This is a genomic window from Bacteroides sp. AM16-13 (assembly GCF_003602705.1).
Taxonomy (GTDB): Bacteria; Bacteroidota; Bacteroidia; order Bacteroidales; family Bacteroidaceae; genus Bacteroides; species Bacteroides xylanisolvens.
In genome coordinates, this window is sequence record NZ_QTLK01000013.1 from 111,259 (window position 1) to 131,830 (window position 20,572).

22 protein-coding genes are annotated in these 20,572 nt (G+C 42.8%); 6 read left to right on the forward strand and 16 right to left on the reverse strand.

Annotated features, from left to right (window positions below; translation table 11 throughout):
• Position 1 precedes the first annotated feature (1 nt).
• From DW173_RS12420 to DW173_RS12495, 16 genes are all read right to left on the reverse strand, one after another.
• The gene (locus tag DW173_RS12420; protein WP_120144508.1) at positions 2–562 is read right to left on the reverse strand and encodes a hypothetical protein; all 561 of its coding nucleotides are present in this window, start codon (positions 560–562) and stop codon (positions 2–4) included.
• Complete coding sequence (locus DW173_RS12425; RefSeq protein WP_120144509.1) at positions 537–1,172, reverse strand: outer membrane lipoprotein carrier protein LolA; 636 nt, start codon at positions 1,170–1,172, stop codon at positions 537–539. The genes DW173_RS12420 and DW173_RS12425 overlap by 26 nt, the downstream gene beginning before the upstream one ends.
• A gap of 11 nt (positions 1,173–1,183) precedes the next feature.
• Positions 1,184–1,864 carry a polysaccharide deacetylase family protein gene (locus DW173_RS12430; RefSeq protein WP_120144510.1) on the reverse strand — a complete coding sequence of 227 codons (681 nt, stop codon included), beginning with the start codon at positions 1,862–1,864 and terminating at the stop codon, positions 1,184–1,186.
• Positions 1,861–2,886, reverse strand: coding sequence for a beta-ketoacyl synthase chain length factor (locus DW173_RS12435; RefSeq protein WP_120144511.1), 1,026 nt, complete (start codon positions 2,884–2,886; stop codon positions 1,861–1,863). The genes DW173_RS12430 and DW173_RS12435 overlap by 4 nt, the downstream gene beginning before the upstream one ends.
• Before the next feature lie 12 nt (positions 2,887–2,898).
• Positions 2,899–4,206, reverse strand: coding sequence for a beta-ketoacyl-[acyl-carrier-protein] synthase family protein (locus tag DW173_RS12440; RefSeq protein ID WP_120144512.1), 1,308 nt, complete (start codon positions 4,204–4,206; stop codon positions 2,899–2,901).
• Positions 4,207–4,209: 3 nt separating this feature from the next.
• On the reverse strand, positions 4,210–4,491 hold the full coding sequence (locus DW173_RS12445; RefSeq protein WP_008020527.1) for a phosphopantetheine-binding protein: 282 nt from the start codon (positions 4,489–4,491) through the stop codon (positions 4,210–4,212).
• Positions 4,484–6,334, reverse strand: coding sequence for a beta-ketoacyl synthase N-terminal-like domain-containing protein (locus tag DW173_RS12450; RefSeq protein WP_120144513.1), 1,851 nt, complete (start codon positions 6,332–6,334; stop codon positions 4,484–4,486). Before DW173_RS12450 ends, DW173_RS12445 begins: the two co-directional genes overlap by 8 nt.
• Positions 6,319–6,762, reverse strand: a complete 444-nt coding sequence (locus DW173_RS12455; protein ID WP_008020530.1) for an acyl-CoA thioesterase — start codon at positions 6,760–6,762, stop codon at positions 6,319–6,321. Before DW173_RS12455 ends, DW173_RS12450 begins: the two co-directional genes overlap by 16 nt.
• Entirely contained in the window at positions 6,759–7,193 is a 435-nt protein-coding gene (locus DW173_RS12460) for a hydroxymyristoyl-ACP dehydratase (protein ID WP_120144524.1), read from the reverse strand. The genes DW173_RS12455 and DW173_RS12460 overlap by 4 nt, the downstream gene beginning before the upstream one ends.
• Positions 7,190–8,260 (reverse strand): methyltransferase, encoded by a 1,071-nt coding sequence (locus DW173_RS12465; protein ID WP_008020535.1) that lies wholly within the window; start codon positions 8,258–8,260, stop codon positions 7,190–7,192. The genes DW173_RS12460 and DW173_RS12465 overlap by 4 nt, the downstream gene beginning before the upstream one ends.
• Entirely contained in the window at positions 8,247–9,182 is a 936-nt protein-coding gene (locus DW173_RS12470) for an acyltransferase (RefSeq protein WP_008020537.1), read from the reverse strand. Before DW173_RS12470 ends, DW173_RS12465 begins: the two co-directional genes overlap by 14 nt.
• A 2-nt stretch (positions 9,183–9,184) precedes the next feature.
• On the reverse strand, positions 9,185–9,436 hold the full coding sequence (locus tag DW173_RS12475; RefSeq protein ID WP_004305450.1) for an acyl carrier protein: 252 nt from the start codon (positions 9,434–9,436) through the stop codon (positions 9,185–9,187).
• A 21-nt stretch (positions 9,437–9,457) separates the two neighbouring features.
• Positions 9,458–10,681 (reverse strand): beta-ketoacyl-[acyl-carrier-protein] synthase family protein, encoded by a 1,224-nt coding sequence (locus tag DW173_RS12480; protein ID WP_120144514.1) that lies wholly within the window; start codon positions 10,679–10,681, stop codon positions 9,458–9,460.
• Positions 10,682–10,707: 26 nt separating this feature from the next.
• Positions 10,708–11,436: a 3-oxoacyl-ACP reductase FabG gene (gene fabG, locus DW173_RS12485; protein ID WP_008020540.1), complete on the reverse strand. Its 729-nt coding sequence runs from the start codon at positions 11,434–11,436 to the stop codon at positions 10,708–10,710.
• 1 nt (position 11,437) lies between these two features.
• Positions 11,438–12,961: a histidine ammonia-lyase gene (hutH, locus tag DW173_RS12490; RefSeq protein WP_008641972.1), complete on the reverse strand. Its 1,524-nt coding sequence runs from the start codon at positions 12,959–12,961 to the stop codon at positions 11,438–11,440.
• Positions 12,962–13,119: 158 nt separating this feature from the next.
• The gene (locus tag DW173_RS12495; RefSeq protein WP_004313074.1) at positions 13,120–13,551 is read right to left on the reverse strand and encodes an acyl-CoA thioesterase; all 432 of its coding nucleotides are present in this window, start codon (positions 13,549–13,551) and stop codon (positions 13,120–13,122) included.
• 314 nt (positions 13,552–13,865) lie between these two features.
• On the opposite strand from DW173_RS12495, the gene DW173_RS12500 reads away from it, so the two are divergent.
• From DW173_RS12500 to DW173_RS12525, 6 genes are all read left to right on the forward strand, one after another.
• Entirely contained in the window at positions 13,866–14,429 is a 564-nt protein-coding gene (locus DW173_RS12500) for an L-threonylcarbamoyladenylate synthase (RefSeq protein ID WP_004313073.1), read from the forward strand.
• Complete coding sequence (locus DW173_RS12505; protein WP_004313072.1) at positions 14,430–16,223, forward strand: chloride channel protein; 1,794 nt, start codon at positions 14,430–14,432, stop codon at positions 16,221–16,223. It abuts the gene before it with no gap.
• A gap of 34 nt (positions 16,224–16,257) precedes the next feature.
• Complete coding sequence (fmt, locus tag DW173_RS12510) at positions 16,258–17,229, forward strand: methionyl-tRNA formyltransferase (protein ID WP_120144525.1); 972 nt, start codon at positions 16,258–16,260, stop codon at positions 17,227–17,229.
• Positions 17,230–17,296: 67 nt separating this feature from the next.
• The gene (gene rpe / locus DW173_RS12515) at positions 17,297–17,947 is read left to right on the forward strand and encodes a ribulose-phosphate 3-epimerase (RefSeq protein WP_049701837.1); all 651 of its coding nucleotides are present in this window, start codon (positions 17,297–17,299) and stop codon (positions 17,945–17,947) included.
• 76 nt (positions 17,948–18,023) lie between these two features.
• Positions 18,024–18,266, forward strand: coding sequence for a hypothetical protein (locus DW173_RS12520; protein ID WP_008020549.1), 243 nt, complete (start codon positions 18,024–18,026; stop codon positions 18,264–18,266).
• Between the two features lie 119 nt (positions 18,267–18,385).
• Positions 18,386–20,533 (forward strand): ComEC/Rec2 family competence protein, encoded by a 2,148-nt coding sequence (locus tag DW173_RS12525; RefSeq protein WP_120144515.1) that lies wholly within the window; start codon positions 18,386–18,388, stop codon positions 20,531–20,533.
• The last annotated feature ends 39 nt before the right edge of the window (positions 20,534–20,572 follow it).

Consider the following 20,572-nt stretch of genomic DNA (forward strand, 5'->3'; position numbering starts at 1 on the left):
ATTAAATTTCTTTAGATAGTTTATCCAGACGGATCGTTAACCGTATCCACGGATGTTTGATTTTTATTTGTGCCGGTTCACCCGGAGTGTCGCCGGTAATGTAGACCACTGATTTTCCAAAGCCTTTTCCACTGGTTCTTTTTTGGGTAGCATTGTCTTTGGTGGCTTTCACACGGACGTCTTTTCCATTTAAGAACAAACGCCTGAAATCCATCTCTAACAGTTTCAATACCTTTTCTTTTTTCATGGGTTCAATGCAGCTGTTGACATTAAATTGATCATCGCGAAGAGAAAAATCGAAAAGGCTTAATCCGAAGTAGGTAGACGCCACGATCCGGATTTCGTTATCAGGCATACGGCGTACTATCAGCATACCACTCATGTGATGTTTCATGAAATCCAGTTGGATATTGTATTTTTGTGATTCTTCCCCTTGTGTCAGTTCGATAACAGGAGGCACAGTACTGCCTTCCCCGCTTATTCGTGGAGAGCAGGACGTTTGAACCTGTATTCCTAAGAATAACAGAACCGTCAGGCTAATGAATCGCAAACTTCGTCTCATTCTTCAGAGAGTTGAACTTTTTATTATAGAATTCGTATTCTGTGTAGTTTGTAGCTGTTTCGGACAGACGGAGTTTGTGCACCGACATATCTTTCTTGTCCAAATAAATTTCGATACCGGCAATATAGGCTTGTACTGCTTTGTTAGTCGGCTTAATTTTAACCAAATAATATCGTGCGTCTTCAAAATATTCTAGCTGGTAGTTGGATGACATCTTAGACAGGTCGCCTATCATACACGCAGTTAGCATATCCTGCATCTGTGCCATCATTTTGTTCGAACTTAGGTTCATAATACTTTTCTTGCCATCCGATACAATTTTGAGTTTACTGCCATTTATCACGATGAGATAATCCATCGGGCGGAAGTATTCCATACAGATTTTATTGCTTTTTTGGTAGTAGAACTTCCCTTTGGAAGTAACCTTTTCGTCGAATACATCGAGATATTTCACTTGGGTAAAATCGCTTTCGATAGACTCTACGGTTTGTGCCTCCTTTGCCAAGCGGTTTTCAAACTCGGTCTTTTGCACCATCTTTTTCATGCTCTGTGCATGGACGGTGGCGATAGACAAGAAGAAAAGCGATAAGTATAGTAATAAAGTTCTCATACATTTTTATTTTATGCCAATAGTTTATCCGGACGGACAACGGTATATCCTTGTTCTTTCAGCAAATCCAGTATTTGTTTCACTAACTGGTCGCTGCCGGGCATCCGGTCGTGCAACAGAATGATGGCTCCCGGTTCAAGACGTTTCCGAATCCTGGCAAGTATTTTGTCCGGAGCTGACTGTTGCGTATCTAATGTACGGATGCTCCATCCGATCGAGGTATATCCTAACTGTCGGACAGCTTTCGCAATCGTAGGATTAGTGACACCGAATGGCGGACGAAACAAAGTAACCGGCTGCGAAGTTACTCGTTCTAGTTCACACTGACAAGTTTGCAGGTCTTTTTTCATTTTAGAGAGTCCATATAGTGGAAATAAACCGGAATGACTATATGAATGATTCCCAATTAGATGACCTTCTGTTACCATACTTTTCAATAAGGCTTCATTTCCTTTTATCTTGTGTCCGATACAGAAAAAACAGGCAGTTGCCTGATATTCTTTTAGTACCTCCAATACTTTGGGCGTTTGAATGGGATCGGGACCGTCGTCAAAAGTTAGGACGACAACTTTTTCCGTAGTACGTTTTTTGCAAAACGATCGTAGATAAATTCCCGACTGAATGCTATAGGAAGCATAAACGAGAAAGGACAGTATCAAGAATAAACATAGAAGGAGGCAAACAATCATCATACGCTTTTCCGAATTAGAATCAATGAGTGATTGATGGAGTGGTGATGATTATAAATCAATATATTGGTAGGGGTAGTGCAGTTTATTGATGTCTTTACTGCTTTCCATACGGCATACGATGAGGCGGTAGGATATTCTCCACATTCGTCCTTAAAACTAAGATGAATACTTTCCGGGAAAAGGTTGGTTTCAAGCTCTTCATAGATAGAGTTAGTGATTTGCTCGTGGTAATCACCTTGAAGGGATTGTTTTTTGTTCTTTCCGGTAACTAACCATTGAATATCCTGACACTCTAATCCGTTTCGTTGTAAAAAACGAATAATTCGGGAACTGATTTCTTCTGTCGTATGTTGTCCCGTGAAAGTTTCAAGTCCTCGTATTTCTGCTAACGGATGCTCTCCGGCTTCCCGGCTTAATAGGAAGAATTGAGCGCCTTCTCCGGCTTCTATTCCTTTCAGCAGGCCCAGTCGTTGCTGAATGATGTAACTGGTTTCTGTCATTTCGTCCATGGCTCCCACCAGTATATTCTCGCTTCCTTCTTCTATTTTCATCATGGCATCCAGCAAAGCGCTTTCAAAACTTAGTCCCCGGTGAACATAAGTCATGTTATAGGTGTGTATTTGATGAATTAAAGCTATTTGTGCACCAATTGTATTGAATGTCGACTGAATAAAAGGAGTAGGATTCAGCATCCGCTCTTCATTATCTAACAGGTTGTTCAGAAACTTTTCCGTATCAACCAGGCAGCCCAACCCTGTGGCTGTGATAATTCCCCCTATCTTCTCGGGAGATAGTTCGCCCATACATTCCAATCCGCAAGCTACTCCCATTTTGACAATACGGCTCATGCGCCTGCGCAAAGTTGCATTGGCAATAATATCCTTATAATCGGGTTCACAAGCCTGAAGAAAAGGACGGTTTGCTGAAACATCGGGCGAATCATTTACTTTCGGATTATTTCCTTGTGAATGATTTCCTTGTGGATGGATAGAAGCGATGCGTTGAATATAAACTGGCTGCATAGGCTCAAAAACTTAAAGGTTCGTTCGTTTTGGAAAATTCGTTGCGGAAAAGAGGAGCGACGAGTCGTTTCCCCCAAAGCCGAAAGAATTGGATAATACATGGCGGATCGGCAATCCTTCCTGGAAAGACGTTTCCGGTATCAATCCTGTTTCTGATTTTACTCCTGTTTCTGACATCAGCTCTGTTTCCGGCATAGCCTCCGTGAAATTCAGATTCGGATAAATCATGCCTTTATCTATGGAAAGAACGGAATAAACAGCTTCAATTCCTTCGGAAGCTCCTAAGGTGTGTCCGATAAAAGCTTTTACCGAACTAAACGGTGGAACATGTTCTCCGAAGATTCTTCGCAGTGCCATACCTTCCGACGCATCATTGCCGGGAGTACCTGTTCCATGTACGTTGATATAATCAATATCTTCAGGAGAAATACCACTGGAAGCGATGGCTTCGCTCATTGATAGAAAGGCGCCATCTCCTTCGGGAGAACTTCCTGTTTGATGATACGCTTCATTTGTATTAGCATAACCGCTTAGTTCACAGTAAGGAATTCTCTGCAGTGAACTTTCTGATTGAAGCACTAAATAACCTGCGCCTTCTCCCAAATTTAATCCGTTACGCGAACGGTCAAAAGGACGACAATGTATTTTGTCCAAGATCATGAGAGAGTTGAACCCATTAAGCGTAAACTGGCAAAGTGCATCCGTACCTCCGACGATAGCAGCATCCAGTTGTCCGTGTTTTATCAGTCTCGCTCCCAACATAATAGCATTGGCTGCCGATGAACAGGCTGTACTGATGGTGGTTATAAAATCATTGATACCTAAATACGAAGCTATTAATTCAGTGCTGGCTCCACAGTCGTGTGAAATCACTTCCCGCAATCGTCCCTGTTTCGGGTTTTTCTTGAACGATTCATAGAAACGCTCGCTTAAATCCATACCGCCGACAGAAGTGGCGGAAATAAAACCAATACGTAACGGTTGCTGGTCTTTTTGCGAGGTTATTGACTGGTTCGGTAATTGATTTTTTGGCTGATTGGATGATATACGCAAGTTTAGTCCTGCATCTTCCATCGCTTCTTTGGCGGCTATCATGCCTAGCAATGCTGTGCGTGATACTGTACGCTGCGGAGGTAAAGATAATAGTTGTTTAAGTTCTTCATTGCTACGTTTCACTTCAGATACGGGTACATCGAGAGCAGTCGGGAAAAGAGTTACCTTTCCGATGCCATGCTTCCCTTGTTGTAGTGCCTCTATATTTTCGGAAACTCCGATGCCGATGCCCGAAACAACTCCCAATCCGGTGACGTAAATCTTCATAAGTTAAGCTTTCCGATTAGCAATGATGTAGTCAGTCAGTGTACATACCGAGTAGAAGATTTGTTTTCCTTCACTAGGATTCTCTATTTTAATGCCATATTCACGTTCCAAAATCAGGATGATTTCGAGTGCGTCAATGGAGTCAAGGCCAAGACCTTCGTCGCCAAACAGAGGGGCTTCATCGTCAATATCTTCCGGAGTGATTTCTTCAAGGTTCAACTCTTCGATTAGTTTACCTTTCACTTCGTCCATCAGTTCTCTTTTGGTTTGATCTAAATTATTCATAAATCGTTGATATATTATTAAGTTGTTTAAATTCTGCTTGATAATGTCCGTACAGTAGTTCGCACCAGCCTATGATGCATGTGCGTAACTTACCTTTCGCCATCACAATTCTTGCGTAATCCTCTAAGGAAGCAGTGTCGGATTGCTGACAGACAAAGAATGTATTTTCTCCCTGAATTTTGTGTCGTATACAGATTTCTCCCAATACTACATTGGGGAGAGTGTAGACAAACACGGCAGGACTGGCGGCTTTATCTCCTTCTTTATTGATGATAGCTTGATGTTTGCAGTCCGTATCTAAAGAGGAAGATGCATTGGCTAGAATGATTCCAATCTCTTTCGGCTGGTAGTTGGTATCTTTCAATAAATATCCGGCAGCTACATATCCCAGCTTACAAAGATTATCCATCTTGTAGAACTTCATATTGTTTTCTCCCAGATGCTTGTATGCTTCCCGGATAAACGGCGCAAAGTCAGTCTCCGAAGAATTGAATATAGCTGTTCCTTGGTTTTCTACCACTCCCGGTTTGATCGTGACTATATTGGCTGATTCCACGACAGCTTTGCAAAATGCCGGAGAATCGGTTTTCTGTTTCAAATGAGCATCTGGGAGAGATAATACCAGTGCGGCATTACAGCCTCCGAAACCGGAAGCGGTTTTGATACAACATTTCATCGGCATCGGCTGATGGGTACCATAAACGGTGATGGGCATGGGAACGCCCAGTGTCTCATATCCTAAAGTTCCGTAGTATATTCCTTCTTTCAGTTGCTCTATGCAGAGTATGGTTTCAATAATGCCTGAAGCTCCTAATGTATGCCCGAAATAAGGCTTAAGACTATTTACCGGAACTGCTGACAATCCTGCCAAATGTATGGCTTTGGATTCCATTTCGTCATTATAAACCGTAGCTGTTCCGTGTGCATTGATAAAGCTGATATCTTCGGGAAGTGCTCCGACTTCTTCCATTGCCTGATTGATAGCCAGCGCCAGTCCGTCTCCTGTCCGGGAAGGACCGGATATATGGTTGGCATCATTGCTGATCGCTCCTCCGGATAGAATAATATGATTTGCGTTTCCTTGAGTTTCTAAAAGCACAGCTCCACAGGCTTCGCCTAGACTTAATCCATCCCGTTGTATATCGTATGGCCGGCATCGGTGTGCACTGACTGACCGGAAAGACAGGAAACCGCTGGTAATAAAATGAGAAAGAATATCTCCACCGGCGACAATCACCCGTTTGTAACGTCCTGATTCTATCCATCTCTTGGCAACAACCAGTGCCGAGACTCCAGATATACAGGCGTTGGAGATAACTTCTACCTGATTGGCTGCCTCAAAAAAATGCCCGATTCGTTCTGCCATTTTCCAAAGAAAAGTCGGACTATCGGCTGATAATTCCTGTAAAAAGGAAGGATTATCAATTGTTGCTTGTACAGAACCGCTTGGCTTGTCCGAATTAGTTCTTTTTTCTTGATCGCTCAATAAATCAATATTTCCCTTCGTAGTAGAGAGCAACAAAGCACAGTCCGACTCTTGCAGATTCACTCCCGATTGGGAAATCACTTCCTGAATAGTCAATATAAACAGTTGCTCCAACCGGGTATAAGAGGAAATATCCAGCTCCTTTGCCCGCTTTTCTAATTGTTCTTTAGCTCTCTTTTCCAACTCGACAGAATCAATCATCCCTGCCAGAATCGGACTGTCAGAAATCCGTCCGGCTTCCTGCATACGAATCCCGCTTCGATAGTCATGGATTGCTTTTTTGTTTTCCGAAATACCGAAACCTAACGAACTAATCAGCGTATGGGCTGTGATGTATATATTTAAAGGATATTCCATTTCTTTTTCCATTCCAGATAAAACGGAGGATTGATAAGCTCCAGTTCTTTATTCAGGTTCAGGAACACTTGTATGGTGCTTCCGGTGGCCACTACACTCTGGTCGGTAGCCCGGTAGATAACGTATTCGAATTTGATCTTGGCTGCCTCACAGGCAATATAGCGTGTTTCGATAATTGCTTCTTCACCAAAGGACAATGATTGCTTGAACTGACAGGTTAAATCTACGATGGGAACCATGTAGCCTTCCCGGTAAATGCTCATATAATCCAAACCATACTGTTTGCCGAAAGCTTCCCGCCCATCTTCAAAGTAGCGCACGTACTCGCCATGCCATACAATTTGCATGGAGTCAATTTCGCTGAACCGTACTCTGAAAGTAGTCCGGTTAGTCAAAGCTGCAATCTGTTGATTTGTTTTCCGTTTCATTCTTTTTTGATAAATATTTTCATCTTACATTCAGCAATCAGCTCTTCTTCCGTTTTCACTTGTGCCGAAATTAGCGTAATATCGAATACCTCTTGTACGATGGTAATCTCTGTAAATAATTTCATTCCGGCTTCCGGCAAGTTGTAGATTTTAAGTTTGTCTACCGAACCGATAAAACCTAACGGAACTTTTTCACCCTGCCGGGTATAAATAAACCCGATACGTGCCGCCGCCGATTGTGCGATATGCTCGATAATTCCCGGCTCTTGCAGTCTGCCTGCTTCACAAAATAAATTGTCGGTAGTGACAGTCAGTCCGGAATATGAACGGTTTTCTTCAAATCCGAAGAAACTGTCCACCATAACGATTGGCGGACGCTGTGGAATCAGGTTGAGTATTCCTTCTCCTTGTATGACGGCTTCTCTGTTCATTTCAATCTGCATTGTACGATGCTGTGTCCCATTCCTAAATGGTCATGTATCTCTTCGATTTCCAATCCTGCTGCTTCGATGCATCGTTGCATATCATCCGAATGATACATCTTGCTGTTTCCGTTTGCCATCGCTGTAAAATAGAGACTGATTTGTGTCAGGCAATAAGCGGCTGTATCAAATTTCTGCCGGTTCCAGAAAGTCTCCATAATATACAGGCGGCTCTCCCGGCTCATGGAACGGGCTGCACGGGTCAATATGCTGGTAACTTCTTCTTCCGAGAAACAATCGAGGAACTGGCTCATCCAAATAGCATCGAACCCTGTCGGGAAAGGCACTTCCGGATCAAGCAGATTGGCACCATGACCGTGGATACGTGTAGCTCCGGGCAGCTCTTTGGTTTGTTGACGCATCATCTCCAATTGTTGCGGAAGGTCCATGATGGTTACTTCCACTGTGTCGTCGTAGCTTACGCATTTGGTCGCCCAACGGCCGGTATTGCCTCCCACATCCAATAAAGTCTTGGGATGACGGGCGAAGACAATTGCCAGTGCTTCATCGAACGAACAATCCGAGTAATAATGATCGAAACCGAACCAGCTCTTTTGTACCTGTGAAGGCAGACTTGACAACCCTTCATAGATAGTACTCCATTCACCGAATACTTTCAGTCCTTCAGGACGTCCGTTGGTGATGGCTTCTTCCAGATGAAACATTCCCTGATAGTTGACATCATGGTTGAAATCCATATTGACACGTACCATTTTGTCATTGAGCAGAAACCAGCCGGCTTTCGCAAGGCAGTATCGCCCTTCACGCAACAATACGGTGCCAATAGTCAATGATGCCTCCAACAATACTTGTGCGCCATAAGAGGACAGCCCACAAGCTTTGCTGATTTCTTCTTGCGTCATACCTTTGCGCTCGTCGGCCAATAACTGGAAAATACCGAATTTAAGCATAAGGCGTGATACCTGAAAAACAATAGGCCCAAAAGCTATTTCTTGTGCCAGGCGTTGTGCCTCTACCGCTGTCAACGGCTCCTTGTCATATTTATTCTGTTGCATCTTTTTGTTTCTCTTTTAAATCCGGTGACTGCTTTCCGGCAGGTTCCCAGAATGGATAATAATTGAACCATTGTTCCGGATAGCGTTTTAGTATCTGTTCCAAAGCAACAGTATATTGTTCGAGCAGAGCCATCTCCGCTTTCTTTTCTTTTGTTCGTACTACCGGTTCCGCTATTATAAAATGAAAACGGTAAGTTCTTCCCGGTTCCCTCATAGCAAAGTAGAATACCACCGGAACTTTCATTCGCGAAGCCAGCAGAAAAGGACCGGCAGGGAAAGGAGCTTTCTGTCCCAGTAAAATTCCTGGCAGAAGTTTCTCTTTGTTCAGATAACGGTCGCCCTGGAAACATACATATTCTTTTTGGTTGATCGCCTCGGTTATGCGGAAAACGTGTGTCAAGTTGTCTTCATTGACAGGGATAATCTTAAACTCCTTGTCCTGACCGTTTTTCTCCAGGATCTCTTTGATTCTACGATGTTCGGCATCGTACATCACGATATTGATTTTCTTTCCGTAATCATCAAAGAAAGGAACGCCTATTTCCCAGTTTCCCACATGGGCGCCAATCATAATCACTCCCTGTTCACTGTTCAGCAGTTGCAGAAACTCCGGATACCGCTCGAATTTGAACTGATATTGATTTACTTTTCCATTACCGATGGCTACCTTGTCAATCAGGATTTGTCCTAATCGGTAATAGTTGAGTAGTAACATCTTCAAAGAACGTATCCTATTGTATTTCAGAATGTGACGGGCATAAAACCAGGTGCTTTTGGTTGCTTTCGGAGCAAACGGTATGAAGTAGAGCACTACCAGGCTTAGAAAAAGATAAGCGGCAGTGATGCCCAGATACTTAATCAGGTAAATAAAGAATAAGTATCCGAACGTTCCTCCCCGGGTTTTGCCTTTCCACGTCGACATATTTACTTGGCTTCCTGCATACGGGTGATAACGAGATCGTAGAAGTCCTGGAAGGTTTTGATACCTGCAAAGTCTTGTCCGGTTACATTGAAACCGAAATTCTTTTCTACCAGTACCACCATGTCGACCAAGTCCAGACTGTCCAGTTCAAGAGTTTCCATTAACGGCGCATCCGGCTGGATGACGTCGATGTCTACTTCAAACTCTTCTGCCAGAGTTGTTCTTATTTTCTCGATGATTTCTTCGTTTGTCATATATCTGTTTTCTTTAGTAATTTATTCTTTGATTTGGCGTATAATCAGGGTGGAATTGGTTCCTCCGAATCCAAACGAGTTGGAAAGGAACGTATCAAATTCCAGATTTACCCGTTGGGTAGGTATATTCAACTGTGCGGAAGCCTCGTCCGGTTCCTCGAAATTGAGGTTGGGAGCGATGAAACCGTTATTCATCATGAGGATGGAGTAAATCACTTCACTGGCACCTGCCATCCACATTTCATGTCCGGTCATGGACTTCGTGGAAGTGACATACGGGTGATGTCCTTCAAATACTTCCGCAATGGCTTTCGCTTCGTTCAGGTCGCCTACCGGAGTGGAAGTGGCGTGTGCGTTGATATAACTGATTTGTTCGAGTGCAATACCCGCATCTTTGATGGCCATCTGAAGAGAACGTTTCGGACCGTCCACATTCGGTACGGAGATATGATCTCCATTGGAAGAGAAACCGTAACCGATAACTTCGGCCAAAATGGGAGCTCCCCTTTTTACTGCCGATTCATAGCTCTCTAATACCAGACTGGCGGCTCCTCCACTCGGAATCAGTCCGTCACGTCGTTTATCAAAAGGTTTGGAGGCTTTCTCGGGCTCTGCTTCCTGGGTGGAAAATGCGCTTAGCCCGTCGAAACTGCCGACCGCATAAGGATTTACTTCTTGTGCGCCACCGCAAAGAATACAATCCTGCAATCCTGATTTAATGAGCAGATACCCCATGCCAATAGCATGAGAACCACTTGCACAAGCTCCGGCAATGGTGAAGTTAACTCCTCTAAGCTTGAAGATAACCGACAGGTTCATTGTCACGGTAGAATTCATCGACTGGAAAATAGAACCGGAACCTACCAACGCTGTGTTTTTCTTTTCACGAATGATGTCCACTGCGTTGATAACAGGGGCGGCACTACTATCATTGCCATACAAGATACCCACTTCATTAGCTTCGAGAAAAGCCTCGTCAATACCGGCGTTACGGAAAGCCTCCAAAGTAGCGAGATAAGCATATTCTCCCTGTTCCGGCAGGCAGAGACGTTTACGACGATCTAATAGTTTCTTCAAGTCGGGACGTTCCAATATGCCTGTTAATGCAGAAAAATAGCCCAGCTCTTTCCGTACCGGATCTATGCCAATCCCCGATTTCCCATTGTATAGTGAGTCTTTTACTTCATCCAGGTTCTTGCCGATGCAAGAGTAAATCCCCATTCCCGTGATAACAACTCTTTTCATTATTTTGTCTATTCTATGCTTTTGTTTTAAGTATATAGTCCTCCGTTGATGGAAATCACCTCTCCTGTGATATAGGATGAGGCCGGAGATGCCAGAAAACCGACGAGATCGGCAACCTCTTCCGCAGTACCGAAACGTCCTGCAGGAATGTGTTTTTTCCATTCGTTCTCATCAATCCCTTCCGTCATATCCGTGCGGATAAATCCCGGAGCTACTGCGTTGACTGTTACCTTTTTCTTGGCGACTTCTTGTGCCAGTGCTTTGGTAGCGGCTATTACGCCACCTTTGGCTGCGGAATAGTTAGCTTGTCCGGGCATTCCCTGAATACCTGACAAGGATACGATATTGACAATACGTCCATAACGCTTGACCAGCATATTCTTCAATAAAGGCTGTGTCACATAAAAGAATCCGTTCAGACTGATATCGAGCACTTTGTTCCATTCTTCTCCTGTCATCCAGAGCATCAGGTTGTCTTTACGGATGCCCGCATTGTTGATCAGTACTTCGATGTATTCGTCAGGATGTTGTGACGCCCAGTTGTTCAAGGCAAGGGCAATAGCGGCAGGGTCTGTCACATCGAACTTCATGATTTCTCCGTTACTTCCTTTTTCCTGCACTAACTGCAACGTTTTTTCTGCTTCTGCGTCGTTACTCTGATAATTAATCAGTATAAAGTAGCCCATTTCCGCCAGTTTGCAACTGACAGCACGGCCGATACCTCGACTTCCTCCGGTTACTAATGCGTATTTCATTTTATTTATTTTCTTTTTTGAGATAGTCCATCATTCTTTCTATCTCTTTATATTTAGGTGTGTCATTGGTAAATACAGGGAAGAAGCTACGTATCTCTTCATACACCTGCCGGCTTTTGGGACTTAGACGATCCTGTATTTTCAGGTAGTCGATGGCTTGTGCCATTCCCATAAATTGAATAGCCATCACCTGATAAGAATTCTCTATGACTGTTTTTGCTAATAGAGCCGAGTTGGTTCCCATGCTGACAATATCCTGATTATCGTTGTTGTTAGGAATACTGTGCACATACATCGGATTCGACAATGTCTGACATTCGGCGGTAGTGGACGTTGCTGTGAATTGCGAAGCCTGCAAACCGTAGTTCAATCCAAGCACTCCCAAGTTTACAAAAGGAGGCAGGATGCCATTGATACGGTCGTGGAACAGATAATTGATCTGTCTTTCGCAAAGCATGGTCAGTTTGGTCACGGCGATTTTCAGTTTATCCATTTCGAAAGAGATGTAATCTCCGTGGAAGTTACCGCCATGATAAATATTTTGTGTGTCCGGATCGACAATAGGATTGTCGCAGGCGGAATTTATTTCGTTAATCAATACTTCTTCCGCATTCTTCAGCTCATCATAGATGGGACCGAGGATTTGCGGAACACATCGCAAAGAATAATAGGGCTGTACTTTGTGCTCGAAGATTTTTTCTTTGTGCACTTGGTTGTATAGTTCATTCTCTCTTTGAAGTACACATTTGCTGCCCGCTACCCATTCTCTCATCATAGCGGCTATCTCTTGTTGCCCTTTGTGATGCTTGGCCTCGTTTAATGCCTGTGCCATGAAATCATCATAAGAGGCGGCAATCTCATTCATCATGACAGAAGCGGCTACCGACCAACGGAGCAGCTTTTTGGCATAAATCAGATTGACGATACCGATTCCTGTCATCACAGAAGTACCGTTTGTGACGGATAATCCTTCGCGGATGCGCATTGAAAAAGGTTGCAGACCGTTTTCCTCAAGCACAGTAGCGGCATCACGCAATTTCCCCTGATAAAAAACTTCCCCTTCTCCTATTAATGTCAGGGCAATATGGGCCAGTTGCACGAGATCGCCGCTGGCACCTACACTTCCATGTTCGGGTATGAACGGATAAATTCCACGGTTGATAAATTCACAGAGAAGAGATACCAGCTCCATGTGTACTCCTGATTTCCCCTGTAGAAAAGTGTACAGGCGGGCAATCATAGCTGCTTTTACATAAAGTTCGGGAAGTGGTTTGCCGGCACCGGTGGAATGGCTTCGAATGATATTGTACTGAAGCTCGATCAGTGACTGATCTTCTATCCGGTATTGTGCCATTGGGCCGAACCCCGTATTGATACCATAAATAATCTTATCGCTGGAAAAAGATTGTAGGAAATCGAAGCTTTCCTCTACTTTTCGGATGCATTCTTTAGAGAGTTCCAGCTTCTCATTATCAAACAATACTTTATAAAGGGTATCTAAATTTATACTTTTGTCAGCTATCATTTTCTGTACTAGATATTTTATGCCTTATTAATTAAGGTACAAAAATAGGCAATTTCTGTTATATAGCGGACATGAATCAGAATAAAACTTTTTCCGGAGAATTGGTTTTGCTTGTTTTGTTTCTCATTCGTGAGGGGGCTTTTTCAAAAAAAAACTATCTATGCTTTTTGCAAGTCCCGTTCTTCATATTTGCAGATCGCCTCTATCCATTCTTCTGTCAGTGGCATGGATTCATGTCTTTCAAGATCGAAAGTAACCATAACAGACTTGCAGATACATTTTACTTCATTCGTTTCTGTGTCGATAACCCGCTGGATCAGGTGAAAGCTTTTGGTGCCTATCTTAGAAACAGCAGTCTGTACGGCGATATGATCGGATGCGAATATCTGTTTGACGAAATCCGCTTCGATGTGGACAACGACAATCCCGATCTTTTCCCAATCTACTCCGGGGCATACTGAAGCGAAGTATTCAGTCTTTCCTAAGTCGTAAAAGGAGAAGTAAACTGTGTTGTTGACGTGACCAAATTTGTCTACATCATTGAATCGCAATTGGATAGGTAATGTGTGATGAAATACGATTTCTTCCATTGTTTTCTCTTAAACGTTTTAAATTCGACACAAAAATAGCACTTTTGCTTTCTTGCTTGAAATTGAGGCAAAGATAGAGATTTCTAATGATTCTGCTTTCGGAGATAAGGAAGATTTTCGTTAATAATCGTTTAAAACGAAGTTTTGGGATGTTTGTCCTGTTAGGGAAACACGCTTGTAATAATGTAATAGTTAAATTATTGTCTGCTAATAGTTGATTTTAAAGGGTGATTTAAAAACGTCAGGATAGATTTCACTAAATGGAATAAATGTGTTATTTTTGCGTCTTGTTCTTAACGGAAATTAATCAAGAAATGATAGAAGATATTAAAAAAGCCTGTCAGGTGATGAATGAAGGAGGAGTGATCCTTTATCCCACTGATACCGTATGGGGTATAGGCTGTGACGCGACTAATGAGGAGGCTGTACGCCGGGTGTATGAGATTAAGAAACGTGCTGATAGCAAAGCTATGTTGGTGTTGGTGGACTCTCCGGTTAAAGTGGATTTTTATGTACAGGATGTACCTGATGTAGCATGGGATTTGATTGAAGTTGCCGACAAGCCGTTGACGATTATTTATTCCGGAGCACGAAATTTAGCACCTAATCTGCTGGCCGAAGATGGCAGTGTAGGGATTCGTGTGACGAATGAAGATTTTTCCAGAAGACTCTGTCAGCAGTTCCGTAAAGCAATTGTTTCTACTTCGGCTAATGTCAGCGGGCAGCCGGGTGCTGCTAATTTTAGTGAAATTAGTGATGAGATCAAATCGGCGGTAGATTATATAGTTGGCTTTCGCCAGGATGATATGAATAAGCCGAAACCCTCAAGTATTATTAAGTTGGAAAAAGGTGGAGTGATAAAGATAATTCGCGAATAAATGAAAGGAGAAAAACTTAGTTTATTGCAGCGTTGTATCAAATGGCGGGAAGCGAACATAAAGGAGAAGCAATTTATCCTGATATTAAGTTTCCTGGTCGGAATCTTCACTGCGTTTGCTGCGTTAATATTGAAATTCTTTATCCATCAGATACAGAATTTCCTGACTAATAATTTCAATGCAACAGAAGCTAACTACCTGTATTTGGTATATCCGGTAGTCGGTATTTTCCTTGCAGGTTGGTTTGTGCGTAATATTGTAAAGGATGACATCAGTCATGGGGTCACCAAGATTTTATATGCCATCTCCCGTAGGCAGGGACGTATCAAGCGACACAATATCTGGTCGTCTACTATCGCCAGTGCCATAACCATCGGATTTGGTGGATCGGTCGGAGCAGAGGCGCCAATTGTACTGACAGGTTCGGCAATCGGTTCCAATCTCGGGAGCGTGTTTAAGATGGAGCATCGCACGTTGATGCTGCTCGTAGGTTGTGGTGCGGCAGGTGCCATTGCCGGTATTTTTAAAGCTCCGATTGCGGGACTGGTATTTACCTTGGAAGTGCTGATGATTGACTTAACCATGTCTTCTTTGCTTCCCCTGTTGATTTCTGCCGTGACAGCAGCAACTGTTTCGTACATAGTCACCGGTACGGAGGCTATGTTTAAGTTCCACCTCGATCAGGCATTCGAACTGGAGCGTATTCCTTTCGTTATCTTGCTGGGAATTTTTTGCGGACTGATTTCGTTGTACTTCACACGTGCCATGAATTCGGTAGAAGGTGTATTTGGCAAACTCAATAACCCTTACAAGAAACTGGCTTTTGGTGGTGTGATGTTGAGTGTATTGATTTTCCTTTTCCCGCCTCTTTATGGTGAAGGATATGATACGATTAATCTTTTGTTGAATGGAACGTCTGCCGAAGAGTGGGATACGGTCATGAACAACTCTATGTTTTATGGCTATGGCAATTTGTTGCTGGTTTATCTGATGCTGATTATCTTATTGAAAGTGTTTGCTTCCAGTGCAACAAACGGTGGCGGTGGTTGTGGTGGTATCTTTGCTCCTTCGCTTTATTTGGGGTGTATTGCCGGTTTTGTTTTCTCTCATTTTAGCAATGACTTTGCTTTCTCCGCTTATTTGCCGGAGAAGAATTTCGCATTGATGGGAATGGCGGGAGTAATGAGTGGTGTCATGCATGCTCCATTGACAGGGGTGTTCCTGATAGCCGAGCTGACAGGTGGATATGATTTATTTCTTCCGTTGATGATTGTATCTGTAAGTTCATATCTGACAATTATTGCTTTCGAACCTCATAGTATCTATTCGATGCGTTTGGCTAAGAAGGGACAATTGCTGACACATCACAAGGATAAAGCTGTGTTGACGCTGATGAAAATGGAAAACGTGGTGGAGAAAGATTTCGTTGTCGTACACCCGGAAATGGACTTGGGCGAACTGGTGAAAGCAATTGCAGCTTCCCATCGAAATGTCTTTCCGGTGACAGATAAGAAAACGGGTGAATTGTTGGGAATTGTATTGCTCGACGATATTCGCAACATCATGTTCCGGCAAGAACTTTATCATCGTTTCACTGTTAATAAATTGATGATATCTGCTCCTGCCAAAATCTTCGATACGGATGGAATGGAGCAGGTTATGCAAACATTTGACGATACGAAAGCCTGGAATCTTCCGGTTGTAGATGAGGAAGGCCGCTATCAGGGATTTGTCTCTAAATCAAAGATATTTAATTCGTATCGGCAAGTGCTGGTACATTTTTCTGAAGACTAATCCGTGCCTAAGTAATGATAACATATTTAAAATGATGAAGAAAGAGGACTTAAGAATAGTATATATGGGGACTCCCGATTTTGCGGTAGAGGTCCTGCGTCAATTGGTAGAAGGCGGTTATAATGTAGTGGGTGTGATTACGATGCCCGATAAACCTGCCGGACGCGGACATAAGATTCAATATTCTCCTGTCAAACAATATGCGCTCGAACAGAATTTACCGTTGCTTCAACCGGAAAAGTTGAAAGATGAAGCTTTTGTGGAAGCGTTGCGTGAATGGAAAGCGGATTTGCAGATTGTAGTTGCTTTCCGTATGTTGCCGGAAGTGGTATGGAATATGCCGCGACTGGGTACATTTAATCTTCATGCTTCTTTACTTCCTCAATATCGTGGAGCTGCTCCTATCAACTGGGCGGTTATCAACGGTGATACGGAAACCGGGATTACGACTTTCTTTTTGAAGCATGAGATAGATACCGGAGAGGTCATTCAACAGGTACGTGTGCCTATTGCAGATACGGATAATGTAGAAGTGGTACATGATAAATTGATGATGTTGGGAGGAAAACTGGTTCTTGAAACAGTAGATGCTATACTGAATGGAACGGTCAAACCAATTCCTCAAGAAGAAATGGCAGTTGTCGGTGAACTCCGTCCTGCTCCGAAGATATTTAAAGAAACTTGCCGGATTGACTGGAACCAGCCGGTGAAGAAGATCTACGATTTTATCCGTGGACTATCACCTTACCCCGCTGCCTGGAGTGAACTGATTGCTTCCGAAAAAGCAGAAAGTGTGGTCGTGAAAATATTTGAAAGTGAGAAAGTTTATGAATCACATCAATTGGCTGCCGGAACAATCGTGACTGATGGCAAGAAATTTATGAAAGTAGCTGTACCGGATGGATTTGTATCTATTCTTTCTTTACAACTACCCGGTAAGAAACGACTGAAAACAGATGAGTTGCTTCGTGGTTATCACCTGGAAGATGGGTGTAAGATGAAGTGATCTGACAATAAGATAGAATAAAAACCGTCCCGAACACGAGACAATTAGAACCTAAAATAAAAGAATTATGAAACCGATTATCGCTCCTTCTATTCTTTCTGCCGATTTTGGATATTTGGCAAAGGATATTGAAATGGTAAACCGCAGTGAAGCGGAGTGGGTACATATTGATATTATGGACGGAGTATTTGTTCCGAATATTTCATTTGGCTTTCCGGTACTGAAATATGTAGCGAAGTTAAGTAAGAAGCCGTTGGATGTGCATTTGATGATTGTGAATCCGGAGAAATTCATTCCGGAAGTAAAAGCATTGGGTGCTCATACGATGAATGTGCATTATGAAGCTTGTCCACATCTGCATCGGGTGATTCAACAAATCAGAGAAGCCGGGATGCAGCCTGCTGTAACGATCAATCCTGCTACTCCTGTAGCTCTTCTGCAAGATATTATTCAGGACGTGTATATGGTGCTTATTATGAGCGTGAATCCAGGATTTGGTGGGCAGAAGTTTATCGAACATTCGGTAGAAAAAGTTCGTGAACTGCATGCCTTGATTGAACGGACAGGTTCGAAAGCCCTGATTGAAGTAGACGGTGGCGTGAACCTGGAAACAGGGGCCCGTTTGGTTGAGGCGGGAGCCGATGCGCTGGTGGCTGGAAATGCTGTCTTTGGTGCACAGGATCCGGAAGGAATGATTCGTCAGTTGCACGAATTGTAGTGGATGAATTATAAATATTGGTAAATTAGCTTAGATATAAAATATAAAAGTTACCTTTGTTGGAAAATAAACAAAAATGGGAACTTGGAGTCAACAGCAGGAGGTTAGAAAAGAAACCAAAGAAAGAGATAAGACTAGAAAAGAAAAATTGGCTGGTTATTTTTTTGATCTTTCGAAGCTTTCATTTGCTGGACTTGTGATTGGTATAATTATACCTCTATACGCCAACTTTTTGGATGAAAATAATTGGTATATAGCTGTAACGGGTATTGTTTTGACAACTTTGTCTGCATTATTAGCTAATAAAATATTAAAATGATATGGAAATGTTAGGTTTTGTTTTTACAGTAGGATGTGTGATTGTTGGAGGTATTTATCTGTGGACATTCACTAAGTCGGGAAAGAAGTGGCTGAAGAATCTGTGAAATAACTGCGACATTGTTTCTTTATAACCTCCATCGATATCCATTTATACGCCTGCTTATCCCCTGGATAGCAGGCATTTTTTGTGGAGATCATTTTTTTGACCGTTCATGGGCCCCCCTTTGTGGTATTCTCTTCTTTGGCTTTTTTGCTGCATTGTCTTTTGCTCTTTATTTTCTGAAGCGCTATTCGCTGCGATGGTGTTTTGGGATAGCTATCTCCGCTCTTTGTTTTACGGGAGGATGGCTTGGGATGACTGGACAATTGCAACAGGCTGTCTGCTCTTTTCCGAAAGAAGAAACTGTGTACCGGGTTTTGATAACGGATGCGCCTCAACCTAAAGAACATACTTACCTCTGTCAGGCATTATTAAAAGAACGTCGTGATACTGCGGGCATATATCCGATAGGACATACTGCGGTTCTTTATCTACAGCAAGATTCGTCTGCCTCCCGTTTGAAGAGTGGAGATGAACTGCTGATTTCTGCCCGCATTTCTCCTCCTCTCAACAATCGAAACTTTGATGAATTTGATTATGCCCGCTTCCTGATGCGGAAAGGTATTAGCGGAACAGGATATGTTGTATCCGGGAAATGGACTTTGTTATCCTCAAACAAACCACCATTATCTTCAGACGAACTACCCGGCTCTTTGCAACAGGGTGGGATGAGTAGACTTTATCTCAACAGTATAGCTAGTTATTATAGAGGAAAAATGCTCTCGTTCTATCGGGAACTCGGATTCGCTGACGATGAATTGGCTGTGCTTTCAGCACTAACCATAGGTGATAAGACGGAATTAAGTGATTCGGTTCGTGAAAGTTATTCTGTGGCCGGTGTGAGTCATATTCTTGCTTTATCCGGTTTGCATATCGGACTTTTATATACAATGCTTTTTTTCATTCTGAAACCTATTGCCCGAAGAGGAAATATAGGTAGATGTGTGCGTTCTGTTTTTCTTCTTGTCTTATTGTGGACCTTTGCTTTTTTTACAGGGCTTTCTCCGTCGGTAGTACGTTCGGTCAGTATGTTTTCGATTTTAGCTATGGCGGATATGGTTGGTCGTGAACCTTTATCTTTAAATACATTGGCGGTAGCTGCGTGGTTGATGTTATTCTGCAATCCTGCATGGCTGTTCGATGTTGGTTTTCAGCTCTCTTTCCTTGCTGTTGCTTCTATCTTGCTTGTTCAAAGGCCGATCTATCATTTGATTACCGTGAAAAGTAGAATAGGAAAGTCTGTTTGGGGACTCATGAGCGTGTCTATTGCCGCACAAATAGGAACAGCTCCGCTTGTTCTGTTTTATTTCTCTCGATTCTCCGTGCATTTTCTGTTGACGAATTTAGTTGTTATACCTTTGATTACGATTATCTTATATGCTGCTGTCGTAATGCTTCTTCTGACTCCTTTCTCCTGGCTTCAGATAGGAGCGGCCGGAGGTGTTAAGAAGCTGTTGGAAGGACTTAATTTCTTTGTCCGATGGGTAGAACAGCTTCCTTACGCTTCTATAGATGGAATTTGGCTTTATCAGTCAGAAGTGCTAGGTATCTATATTGTCATCGCTCTGCTAACCTATTATTTTATGAATCGCCGATACCGGAATCTGCAAATCTGTCTTTTTTCTATCTTGTTGATGGGGACTTATCATACAACGCTGTATTGGCTGGATCGTCCTCAAACGAGTTTAGTCTTTTACAATATGCGTGGTTGTCCGGCAGTACATTGCATAAAGAGTGACGGGCAATCCTGGATAAACTATATGGATACTCTCTCCAATGAAAAACGTCTGAAACACATGACAGCTAACTATTGGAAGCGTCATCACCTTCTTCCTCCCCAAGAAATAACGGCTGATTGCCGGCACGCTGAACTTAACCGTCAACAGCAGATTATATCCTATCATGGTTGTCGTGTATGTGTCATAAACGATAACCGTTGGCGAAACAAATCTACCGTTTCTCCGTTATATATTCAGTATCTTTACTTATGCAAAGGATATGACGGTCATCTGGAAGAACTCGCCCAAGTCTTTTCTTTCTCTTACGTCATATTGGACGCGTCCCTCTCGGAATACCGCAAACACCTACTTGAAAGCGAATGCAAGAAATCCGGTCTGCGATTTATCTCTTTGTCTGACGAAGGTTCTGTCCACTTTTTGCTCTAAGTACAAAGATTTATCGTACATTTGCACCTTGATAAAGTT